This window comes from Exiguobacterium sp. s64, from assembly GCF_018618035.1.
Classification (GTDB): Bacteria; Bacillota; Bacilli; order Exiguobacteriales; family Exiguobacteriaceae; genus Exiguobacterium; species Exiguobacterium mexicanum_A.
Genome location: NZ_JACSLH010000001.1, coordinates 205,928 through 217,470, shown reverse-complemented (window position 1 = coordinate 217,470; position 11,543 = coordinate 205,928). Strand labels below are relative to the sequence as shown.

Annotated in this window: 7 protein-coding genes, 1 pseudogene and 1 other annotated feature (1 of these 9 cut by a window edge); of the genes and pseudogenes, 1 reads left to right on the top strand and 7 read right to left on the bottom strand. The window is 53.4% G+C overall.

Features of this window, described 5'->3' with window-relative positions; all coding sequences use genetic code 11:
* Positions 1-148 (bottom strand) — a binding site (T-box leader); it reaches 88 nt to the left of the window's first position.
* 38 nt (positions 149-186) lie between these two features.
* From dtd to secD, 5 genes and pseudogenes are all read right to left on the bottom strand, one after another.
* On the bottom strand, positions 187-630 hold the full coding sequence (gene dtd / locus KNP64_RS01110) for a D-aminoacyl-tRNA deacylase (RefSeq protein ID WP_138859728.1): 444 nt from the start codon (positions 628-630) through the stop codon (positions 187-189).
* A gap of 16 nt (positions 631-646) precedes the next feature.
* On the bottom strand, positions 647-2,779 hold the full coding sequence (locus KNP64_RS01105) for a RelA/SpoT family protein (RefSeq protein WP_371743396.1): 2,133 nt from the start codon (positions 2,777-2,779) through the stop codon (positions 647-649).
* A gap of 244 nt (positions 2,780-3,023) precedes the next feature.
* A complete protein-coding gene (locus KNP64_RS01100) occupies positions 3,024-3,542 on the bottom strand; it encodes an adenine phosphoribosyltransferase (RefSeq protein ID WP_034776883.1) in 519 nt (172 codons plus the stop codon).
* A 1-nt stretch (position 3,543) separates the two neighbouring features.
* Positions 3,544-5,835, bottom strand: a complete 2,292-nt coding sequence (recJ, locus tag KNP64_RS01095; RefSeq protein ID WP_214791609.1) for a single-stranded-DNA-specific exonuclease RecJ — start codon at positions 5,833-5,835, stop codon at positions 3,544-3,546.
* 101 nt (positions 5,836-5,936) lie between these two features.
* Positions 5,937-8,151, bottom strand: a pseudogene (secD, locus tag KNP64_RS14805) (protein translocase subunit SecD).
* Positions 8,152-8,371: 220 nt separating this feature from the next.
* Here secD and zupT point away from each other — a divergent pair.
* Positions 8,372-9,226 (top strand): zinc transporter ZupT, encoded by an 855-nt coding sequence (zupT, locus tag KNP64_RS01080; RefSeq protein WP_214791611.1) that lies wholly within the window; start codon positions 8,372-8,374, stop codon positions 9,224-9,226.
* A gap of 40 nt (positions 9,227-9,266) precedes the next feature.
* Here zupT and KNP64_RS01075 read toward each other — a convergent pair whose 3' ends face one another.
* The gene (locus KNP64_RS01075; RefSeq protein ID WP_128122910.1) at positions 9,267-11,027 is read right to left on the bottom strand and encodes a methyl-accepting chemotaxis protein; all 1,761 of its coding nucleotides are present in this window, start codon (positions 11,025-11,027) and stop codon (positions 9,267-9,269) included.
* 186 nt (positions 11,028-11,213) lie between these two features.
* Positions 11,214-11,492, bottom strand: a complete 279-nt coding sequence (gene yajC / locus KNP64_RS01070; RefSeq protein WP_021066898.1) for a preprotein translocase subunit YajC — start codon at positions 11,490-11,492, stop codon at positions 11,214-11,216.
* Positions 11,493-11,543 lie beyond the last annotated feature (51 nt).

Genomic DNA, 11,543 nt, shown 5'->3' with positions numbered 1-11,543 from the left:
ACGCCCGATGAAACGGCTCCCCCTACTAAGCGTTCAAGGAAGCACCTCCAAAGTGTCGTTCGGGTCATCATCCAGTCGATGCTTTCAGCCTAGGCATCGCTCTCTTTGCTGGTGGGGTGACCGTACTCTTCTTTATCGCAGGTGTTAGGTTATATGGTTCATGATGCCGAATCGTGCCCGCTTCTGTCAAGCGTTTTTTTCGAGCATGAGCGTGACCGGTCCGTCATTGACGAGCGCGACGTCCATCATCGCCCCGAACTGCCCGGTCTCGACGACGAGCCCGTGCGTCCGCAAACGATCGTTGAATTTCTCGTAAAGCCGTTCCGCGATGTCCGGCTTCGCCGCTTGCGTGAACGCGGGACGACGGCCTTTCTGCGTGTCGCCGTACAGCGTGAACTGTGATACGGATAATACTTTCCCGTCGACGTCTTGAATCGATAGGTTCATCTTCTCGTCCGCGTCCTCAAATACACGGAGCCCGGCCACCTTGTCGGCGAGCCAGTTTACTTCCGTCTCGGTGTCCTCGTGGGTCACCCCGACGAGGAGCAGATAGCCGGCCTCGATTTGGCCGACCGTCTCCGCGTCGACGGTGACCGAGGCTTGTTTCACTCGTTGCAACAATACACGCACTGAAATCTTCCTTTCGTTACGTCATCATGACTCGGCTGACCGAGTACACGTCCGAGATTTGCTTAATCCGGTCGACGACTTTTTGCAGATGGTTCACGTTCGGAATCGAGATTGTCATCGAGATGCGGGCCTGTTTGTTCTGGTCTCCGCGTCCACTCACCGCCACGATGTTCGTGTTCGTCGCCGAGACGGCTTGAAGCACGTCGTTCAAGAGCCCTGAACGGTCGTAGCCTGTGATCTCGATGTCAACGTTATAGTTCTTCTCTTTTGCTTGCCCGGCTTCCCACTCGACCGTGAGGAGCCGCTCCGGATGCTGCTCATTGATGATGTTCAAGCAGTCTTTCCGGTGAATCGACACGCCGCGTCCGCGCGTGATATACCCGACGATTTCGTCGCCCGGTACCGGGTTACAGCATCGGCTCATGCGGATGAGCATATTGTCGATCCCTTTCACCGAGACGCCGGCCTCGGCCGTCTTCTTCTTCGGTGACTGACTGACTTTCAATTCGTTGATCGCGTCCGACAGTTCAAGTTTCGGTTCTTTCCGCTGCTTCTCCGTCAACTTGTGGGCGACTTGCGCCGCCGTGATGCCATGATACCCGACCGCGGCGTACATCTCTTCTTCGTTCCCGAAGTTGAACTTCTCGACGACGACGGCAAGCGACTGGTCATCGATCACTTCTTTCGGTTCGAAACCGAGCTTCTTGATCTCGACGTCGACGAGCTCTTTACCTTTCTCGACGTTCTCTTCACGCTGTTGGCGCTTGAACCATTGGCGAATCTTGTTCTTCGCTTGGCTCGAGACGGCTAGTTTGAGCCAGTCCTTGCTCGGCCCGTAGCTGTGTTTCGACGTGATGATCTCGATGATGTCACCCGTCTCGAGTTTATGGTCGAGCGGCACCATCCGTCCGTTCACTTTCGCGCCCGTCATCCGGTGACCGATTTCGGTATGGATGCGGTAGGCGTAATCAATCGGGACCGAGCCTTTCGGTAACTCGAAGACGTCGCCTTTCGGTGTGAAGACGTAGAGCATATCGCTGAAGAAATCGACTTTGAGCGATTCCATGAACTCCTCAGCGTCGGTCGTATCTTTTTGTAGCTCTAAAATCTCGCGCAGATGGGCGATTTTTTCATCGAACCCGTTCGTCGCGACACTCTTTCCTTCTTTATAGGCCCAGTGCGCGGCAATCCCGAACTCGGCGATGAAGTGCATGTCCTTCGTCCGGATTTGCACTTCGAGCGGCTCACCCTTCGGTCCGATCACCGTCGTGTGGAGAGACTGATACATGTTCGGTTTCGGCATGGCGATGTAGTCTTTGAACCGGCCTGGCATCGGCTTGTACTGCGTGTGGATGATGCCGAGGACGGCGTAACAGTCGCGAATCGAATCGACGATGATCCGGACGGCCATCAAGTCATAAATTTCATTGAACTCTTTTTTATGCTTCACCATCTTGTTGTAAATCGAGTAGATATGCTTCGGACGGCCGTTGACATCGGCCTCGATGCTCACGTCCTCGAGAACGGTGTTCACTTCCGTGATGACCGATGTGACGAGCGCTTCGCGTTCGGTGCGCTTCTGTTTCATCATCGAGACGATCTTATAGTATTGCTGCGGGTTGATGTAACGTAACGAGATATCCTCGAGCTCCCATTTTATCGTCGAGATCCCCATCCGGTGGGCGAGCGGGGCAAAGATTTCGAGCGTCTCTTCCGCCTTTTGAACTTGTTTCTCTTTCGGCATATGTTGAAGCGTCCGCATGTTGTGCAGACGGTCGGCCAGCTTGATCAAAATGACGCGCACGTCTTCTGCCATCGCGATAATCATTTTACGGTGATTCTCAGCGAGTTCTTCTTTTTTCGATTTATATTTGATTTTACCGAGCTTCGTCACTCCATCGACGAGCATGGCCACATCGACACCGAACTCATCGGCGAGTTCTTTGAGCGTGACGTCCGTATCCTCGACGACGTCGTGCAAGAGCGCCCCGATGATGGTCGTCGCGTCTAACCCGATATCAACGAGAATACCGGCCACTTGGACCGGATGCAGAATGTAGGGTTCGCCTGAACGTCGGAACTGACCGGTATGATGCAGTTTGGCGTATTCGTAAGCGCGTCTTACTTCGGCAATCTCGTCTTCACCCATATACTCCCCGAGCGCGTCGAGAAGGTCCTCAATACTTACGATTTGTTTTTTGGTCATAACATTCGACACCCTTTTTCTTACCGCTCCAATCGACTCGGACAAGTCGCAGCATGGTAGTAGTTAACGTACGTGGTTGTTCTAATTTTACTTACTATTATCGAAAAAATCTGACGACCTGTCAAAGGTTGTGGGTTGTTTTACTTAAAAAACTATTTAAAAAAGGGAAGCCATCGCTTCCCTTTGATTAATCTTCGTAACGGATGAGTGAGAACACGTCGTATCCTTCGAGACGCTCACGTCCACCAAGTCCATCAAGCTCGATTAAGAATCCGATCCCAGCGACGACGCCGCCGAGCTGTTCAATCATTTTGATTGTCGCTTCGATCGTTCCGCCTGTTGCGAGCAAGTCATCCAAGATGACGACTTGTTGGCCCGGTTTGATCGAGTCTTTGTGCATCGTCAAAATGTCTGTGCCGTATTCGAGTCCGTAAGAGACGCGAACCGTCTCACGTGGCAACTTGCCTTCTTTACGGACCGGGACGAACCCGAGCTCAAGTGCGTATGCTGCCGGGCAACCGACGACGAAACCGCGTGCCTCAGGGCCGGCGATGAGTTCAGCACCGCGCTCCTGTGCGTAAGCGATGAGCTCGTCGACCGCTTTTTTATAAGCCGGGCCGTCTTGCATGAGTGACGTGATGTCCTTGAAGCTGATCCCTTCTTTCGGGTAATCCGCTACTTCTTTAATATGCTGTTTGAAATCCATTTTATGTGTAAGCCTCCTGCATCTTGTTCGATCGCAATGATTGTAACCGCTCTTTCAGTTCTGCCAACGACGCATAGATGAAACGCTCCTCGAGTTGGACTCGTCCGACCCGGCGCTTATAACACGGCGCTTCGGTCAAATCACGTTTCGGCGCTTCTGGATTCACTCCAGGCAGTCCGTCTTCCATTGTAACAAGAAATTCGAGTTCAGAGAATACTTGATGCATAAATTGAATCGTATTTTTTGACCATTTTCGCTCGATTGACAAACGAATCAAGTTTTCGCGGAGGTTTTTCCGTTCGCACGTCGCCATATGGACGTAATATGTTCGGAAATCTTCTCGCGTCGGCAACTTCTCAAAAAATGAGCCGCCTTGTCCAAACGCACAGTACACGCGCTCGACGTCTTCGGTCAACATGTCCGCGAGCACATCTTCCTCGTCCGGCAAATCGAGCAGGACGACGAACGGTTTGAGCGGCGTGCTGAGATCGTGGAGCGGGAAGTCGTCCCGGCCTTGGAATGATACGAACGACGTCGTCTCGCCCGGAAGCTGTTTCAATTCGTCGAGCGAGTTTTTCTTGCCTCGGTAGTCGAACACTTGGAAACCGTCGACACGGATGTCTTGAATCATGAGCTGCGGCTTGCGCATCCCGTTCCATTCATTGACCTGCAGACTGCCCATGACCGAAACGTTAGCCATCTTCGAAATTTCGGAGACGACGTGGCCGAAGCCGAAGCCAATCCCGTCGAGCTCTCGTTTGTCCCCTGCGAGCTGGACTTTCAAATGGGTATTGTCGCGTCCGATTTGACGAATGTCACGCAGCCGCGCATCCGCTACGACGACGCGCGGTGATGGATTGCCCATCCCGAACGGGGCGAGCTTGCCGATCTCTGCAATCAAGTCGAGCGACACGTCGTTCACGTCAAGTTTCAAGTCGACGTTCACGCGGGCAACGAACGTCTCGTCCGGAATCGATTCGGCTTGTTCGTTCAGACGCCGGCGCAGTTCGGCCACGTTCTCCGATAACAAGGTCATCCCGGCTGCGGCCGGGTGTCCGCCGAAGTGCGGCAAGATGTCTTCATTTTTCGACAGTTCTTTGAACAAGTCGAAACCGTCGATCGAACGGCCCGACCCCTTCGCCTTCCCTGTTTTCGGGTCGTGGCACAACAGGATGACCGGACGATAGTACGCCTCGACGAGTCGTGAGGCGACAATCCCGACGACACCCGGATTCCATCGTTCGCTGGCGACGACGAGAACGCGATCGTCCGACATCGAGGCCTCGACGAGTTCCGTCGCTTCTTTGGCGATTGTCTTGACGATGTCTTGACGTTCTTTGTTCTGTTTGTCGAGCTGCTTCGCCAGTTCGAGTGCTTCCTCGACGCTCTCGGCGAGCAACATTTGGAGCGCCGGCATCGCTGAGTCAAGACGACCGGCGGCGTTGATGCGCGGTCCAAACGCAAAACCGACCGACTCTTCGTTCAATGTCCCGTCCGTCAACGCGCACACTTCGCGGAGCGCGAGAATGCCTGGACGTTTTGAGTCATCGAGCGCTTTCAGACCAAGCTTCGCGAGCAAACGGTTCTCCCCGTCGAGCGGGACGAGATCGGCAATCGTGCCGAGGACGGCCAAGTCGAGAAGCTCGTCCGGCATCCGGTCGAGCACGGCGTGCGCCACTTTGAGGGCGACGCCTGCCCCGGCGAGTTTGTCATACGGATACGACGGGTCGATATGAGGATGGATGATAGCGAATGCATCCGGTAACGTCTCTTTCGGTTCGTGGTGATCGGTGATGATCAAATCGACACCGAGCTCTTTCAAGAGCGCCGCTTCTTCAATCCCCGAGATGCCGCAGTCGACCGTGATGATGAGGGTGAACCCTTCACCGGCGGCCCAGCTGAACGCCTCTTTGTTCGGCCCATATCCTTCGGTGAACCGGTTCGGGATATAGCATTCCGCCATGACGCCAATCTCGGTCAAGGCGTGCCACATGACGGCCGAGGCGCTGACACCATCGACGTCATAGTCACCATATATGAGCACCATCTCGCCTTCGTCGGCCGCCCGTTTCACACGTTCGACGACTTTTGGCATCTGTTCAAATAAAAACGGGTCGTGGAACGTCAATTCATCCTCGACGTATAAAAACGCCTTGGCCGCCTCGACGTCGCGGTGCCCCCGTTGTGTGAGGAGCGTCGCGAGTTGCTCCGATATATTCAATTCTGTCTGTAACTGTTCAACCGCGGCCGTATCCATCTCCGGATACACCCAACGTTTCTTCGCATGATACATAATGCCTCACTCCAATCAATTGTAGATTATATCAGAACGAGCGAGTGAAGTGCCGTCTTGACATTCAAAAAGGTCCCCCGATTGACTCGGGAGACCAGTGGTTACGCCTCTAGGGCAGCTGATTTCTTTTTGTTGAGCGACATGCCTTTGATGAGCAACCAAAGGTACGAAGCGATGAAGATCGACGAGTACATTCCCATGATGAGACCGACGAGAAGCGCGAGCGAGAAGCCGCGAATCGATTCGGCACCAAAGATGTACAAGGCGATGACGGTGAACAATACAGTGACGACCGTGTTGATCGAGCGAACGATAGTCTCTTGAATCGCTTTGTTCACGAGCATACGGTACTCGTCCATCGTCTTGATCTTTCGTTCTTTCTCATACGCTTGGATGTTCTCGCGCACCCGGTCGAACGTAACGATTGTATCGTTGACCGAATACCCGATAATCGTCAAGATCGCGGCGACGAAGTACAAGTTGACCTCGATGCCAAAAATCGAGAACGCCACAAGCATGAAGAACGCATCGTGGAGCATGGCGACGACGGTGGCGACACCGTAAGAGAATTGGAAGCGGAACGTGATATACAAGATAATCCCTAGCGATGCGAGCGAGACGGCGTAAATCGCGTTACGGGCGATGTCTCGACCGACTTCGGCTGAGACGGTGCTGATGTTCGGGTCGTTCCCGAACGTCTCCGTGAATACGGTCTTCACCGAAGCGACTTCATCTTGAGTGAGCTGCCCGACGAACGTCACGTTCGCGAGCGTCCCGCCTTCTGCATATTGAACGGACGAAATGTCTTCATCCACGCCTGCCTCGGTGAAGGCGGCCGCTAAATCGTCTTGCGACACTTGCGACTCGGTCTGGACTTCGACCCGCGTTCCAGACGCGAAGTCGATTCCGAGGTTCAAGCCGCGGAAGAACAAGATCCCGAGTCCGATGATGACGACGGCACATGAGATGAGGAACAACGTGCGCATCGGTTTAATATAGTTTAATTCAGTGAGCTTAAAGTTCACGGATTTCACTCTCCTTCACACCAAACCAGCCTTTGCGCTTGTCGAAGAGACGACTTGCGACGAGGAGGTGCATCAAATAGCGCGAGATGAAGACGTTCGAGATGAACGTCATCGCGATCGAGATCATGAGCATGAGCGCGAACCCTTTGACGGAACTCGTTCCGAAATAGAACAAGACCGCTGCCGAGATGAGCGTCGTCAAGTTGGCATCGATGATCGTACTGAGCGAGCGACGGTTACCGGCACGGAACGCCGATAGGACCGACTTCCCTGAGCGGAGTTCGTCTTTAATTCGTTCGGCCGTGATGATGTTGGCATCGACTGCCATACCGATACCGAGAACGAGACCGGCAATCCCTGGGAGCGTCAAGACGGCGTTAATGCCGTTAAAGAACAACATAATCAAATTGATATACAAAATGAGCGTGATGATCGAGACGAGACCGGGTAAACGATAGAAGAACAACATGAACAAGAAGATAGCGACGACACCGATGACCGAAGCGAATACAGTCTTCTCAAGTGCATCTTGACCGAATTGGGCCGAGACCGACGTCGAGTAAATCTCTTCAAGTTTGACCGGGAGTGCCCCGGCGTTCAAGATGTCTGCCAGGCGTTGACCGCTCTCGGCGTCGATGCCGCCACCTGAGATGATCGCTTTATCCGAAATGATTGGTCCAGTGACCGACGCATCCGATACGATTTTCGAGTTCTCTTTTTGGATCTCTTCTTCGTACGTGTCGCCTTCCTCATAATCGAGCCAGATGACGAGGCGGTTTTCTGGTGGCTGACGTTGCGCGATTTGCGACGTGACTTCACCGAATTTCTCCGCTGACTGAAGCGTCAATTCGACAACAGGCTGATTTTGTTGGTTATAACTGACGGATGCCCCGCGCGGTGCGAGGTCTTTCCCGTCGAGAAGAACGTTATCGTCCACATCGCGGAACGTGAGTTGCGCCGTCGACGACAGGACTTCTCGCGCCTCGTTTTGGTTCGAGACGCCCGCGAGCTGGACGCGGATGCGGTTGCTGTCCTCAATCCGGATGTCCGGCTCGGACACACCGAGCACGTTGACCCGGTTGTTGATAGCGCGAACGGTTGCATTCATCGCCGATTGGTCGATGACATCGCCGTCTTCGAGCGGTTGCACTTCATACAGCACTTCAAACCCGCCTTTTAAATCGAGACCGAGGTTCGTGTTCTTCTCGACCCAAGGTGTCGTGAAGACGGCGAGTAGAATCGTTGCAATCATGATGACCGCAAAGATCGCGATATTCCCTTTTTTGTACATACGACTATTTCCTTTCTAAACACATGTTCTCGTAAAAAAACTTCTCTCGTTAACATTACAAATATTCTAAACATTTATCAATCGTTTTCCTGAAATTGTAACACCCACACGTTGATTTCCCACGCTTTTTTGCACTTGCGACTAAAAGTTGCATTAGGGCAAAACTTGAGCTATGATGTGATTATCAACTTACACACTACATGCAAAGGAGTCCTTTCTAATGGATAGTACGATACTCTATGCCTTTTTACTGACGCTGTTCGCTGGACTCGCGACGGGGATAGGAAGTATGATCGCCTTCTTCGCCAAACGGACCAACACGGCATTCTTGTCGGTATCCCTTGGCTTCTCAGGCGGGGTCATGATTTACGTATCCTTTATCGAGATTTTTCCGAAAGCGCTCGATGAACTCGTCGGGGCCCACGGAGAGCAGACCGGGACGCTCTATACCGTCCTCGCCTTCTTCGGCGGGATGTTGTTGATCGCCTTGATCGACAAGTTCATCCCGTCTCCGGAAAACCCACACGAAGTCAAATTTGTCGAGACGATGCAAAACGACCCGTCGTCCCAGGAACTTGCGACGACGGCGACCGAACGTGTCCCATTGAACCAAGAGACGAAACAACGGCTTCATAAAATGGGTCTGTTCATGGCGCTCGCCATCACCATCCATAACTTTCCGGAAGGTTTGGCCACGTTTATCTCGGCCCTCGATGACCCGGCGGTCGGTCTCGCCATCGCCATCGCCATCGCATTACACAACATTCCGGAAGGCATCGCCGTCTCGGTCCCAATCTATTATGCGACCGGTTCTCGGAAGAAGGCGCTGAAACTGTCCTTCTTGTCCGGACTTGCCGAACCGCTCGGAGCGGTCGTCGGTTTCCTTCTTTTGATGCCATTCTTGAGTGACACGGTGTTCGGCCTCTTGTTCGCAGGCGTCGGCGGCATCATGGTGTTCATCTCGCTCGACGAGTTACTCCCAGCTGCCCGTGAATACGGACGGGCCCACCATGCGGTGTACGGCATGGTCGCCGGTATGATGGTCATGGCAGCCAGTCTGATTTTGTTAATGTAACCGAAACAGCGTCTCCCCGATTGTCGAGGAGACGCTGTTTTCATGCCTTGAATAAATGAACAAGATCTTTCAACTCGACGGACATATGGCTCATCGTCTCGGCGATGCCGTTGATTTCTTGAATGGCGGCGAGCTGTTCTTCGACGTTCGCGCCTGCTTCTTCCACGCTTCGTTGCGTCGACACGGCATTCGTCGACATATCCTCGACCGAGACCGCTACCTCGGTCGTGTTCGCGCTCACTTCTTCCGTCGCCGCCGCGATCTCACTCATTTGACGAGACGTCTCTTGAATGACAGAGACGATCTCACGGAACGCACCGGCGACTTCTCCCATTTGGGTGACGCCGCTCGTCACATGCTGGCTTGTGACGTCGAACGCCGCTTCTACTTCCGACGTGTCGCGCTGAATGTCGGCGACGACCGCTTGAATCTGTTTGGCCGACTGTTTCGACTCTTCGGCGAGTTTTCGGACCTCGGCCGCGACGACGGCAAACCCTTTCCCGTGTTCACCGGCCCGGGCCGCTTCAATCGCGGCGTTTAGGGCTAGCAGGTTCGTCTGTTCCGTGATGGCGGTGATCGAACGCGTGATTTTCTCGATCTCGAGCGATTGATTCGATAAGCGCTCGACCATCTGTTGCGTCAAGTCGTTCGCTTGTTGAATCTCCCGCATCTGCTGCTCGGCCAACTGAATTGTCTCCAGTCCCCCACTCGCCGCTTCGAGTGTATGAATCGTCTGCTCGTTCACGCCTTGCGAGGCAGCGGCGATTTGGTTCAAGCCGACGACGGCTTGATTGACGCCGGACGTCCCTTCTTCGGCCCGTTTCGCCGACACTTGGGCGGCAAGGTTCATCTGTTCGAATAGACCGGCTACACCTTGCGTCGTCGTGGCGACATGGTCCGTACTGGCGTACAGCTCTTCCGAATAGGCCGTCACTTTATCCGAGGCTGCACCGACTTGGCGAATCAGGCCGACGAGGTTCCGTTTCATATCGTTGAACGCCGTGACGAGGTCACCGAGCTCATCGTTTGAACCGACCTCGATATCGTCTCCGGTCAAGTCTCCCTCGGCAACGACGCGCGCTTCGCTGACGAGTCGATTGATCGGCTTCAAGAACAGCTTTTGGAGGGCTACTAGTGAAAGTAGACCGACAGCGACGCCGATGATGCTGATGACGATCATCCAGATGATCGATTGCCCGGCACTCGCCTGGACCGCTTCCGACTCAGCGGCGAGCGCTTCGCCTTGATACGTGACGAGGTCGGTCACCGTCATTCGGACACGATCCGTCGTCGGTGTCACACTCGTATTGAGCACCGTCTTGTATCCGATCTCGTCTTGTTGTTGACGGAGGTCGATGACGCGCGCCATCTCCGTGTCGAGATGTTGATTGAACTTCTCGAGATCATCAAGCCAGGCGAGCACTTTCGGATCTTCTGTCGACTGTTGGAGCGTATTCATCAATTCGTCCCGTTTCGTTTGGGAAGCCTCAAGGCTAATCAACGTTTTCGGGTTCGAGACGAGCAGGTAGTAGTTCAAATAACGCTCGGCATCGGTCACGGTCAACGCCAAATCTTCGGCGACGAGCATATCTTGGAGCCGCTCGTTCAAGACGCGGTCATACTCTGACGTCGCGTTCTGTAATTGATACGAGCCGAGCGCACCGACGATCAATAAAGCGATCAGTGTCGGCACGAGCGCCATCGCCATCTTACGGCGCATCGACGAGCGTCCTTTCACGCGGTCAGGGCGACGTCGTACCTTCCATTTTTTGAGTGGGCGTAGCAATCGTTTCACATCCATGTCTTCTTCTCCTTCTTTCCAATTCTTCTCAACTTGACGATAATGCAAACGTTTTCACGATTCAATTTGATTTTTGGAAAACAGGTGGATGATTCGTCGGATTGACGAAGTTTGTCAAAAATAAATCATTTTTCAAAGTATGACAAAAAAAATACGCCTGACCAGTGATGGTCAGGCGTTGTTTGGTTACTCGGCGAATGATGAGTTGCCTTTTTTCGTCACTTCAGCAATCGCACTGCGATTGAACTTGAGGAGTGACTGGTCACATTTCAATGTGACTTGTGTATCTTCGATTTGGTGGACGACGCCGTGAAGGCCGCCGATTGTTACGACGTGATCCCCACGCTCAAGCGCGTTTTGCATCGATTGTACTTCTTTCTGACGTTTCGTCTGCGGACGGATCAACAAGAAGTAGAACACGACGAAAATAAGGATCATCGGTAATAGTGCTACGAGAGTTTCCATGCGTAAAATTCACCCTTTCCTTCAATATCAGGTTCATTATACCGTGAAACT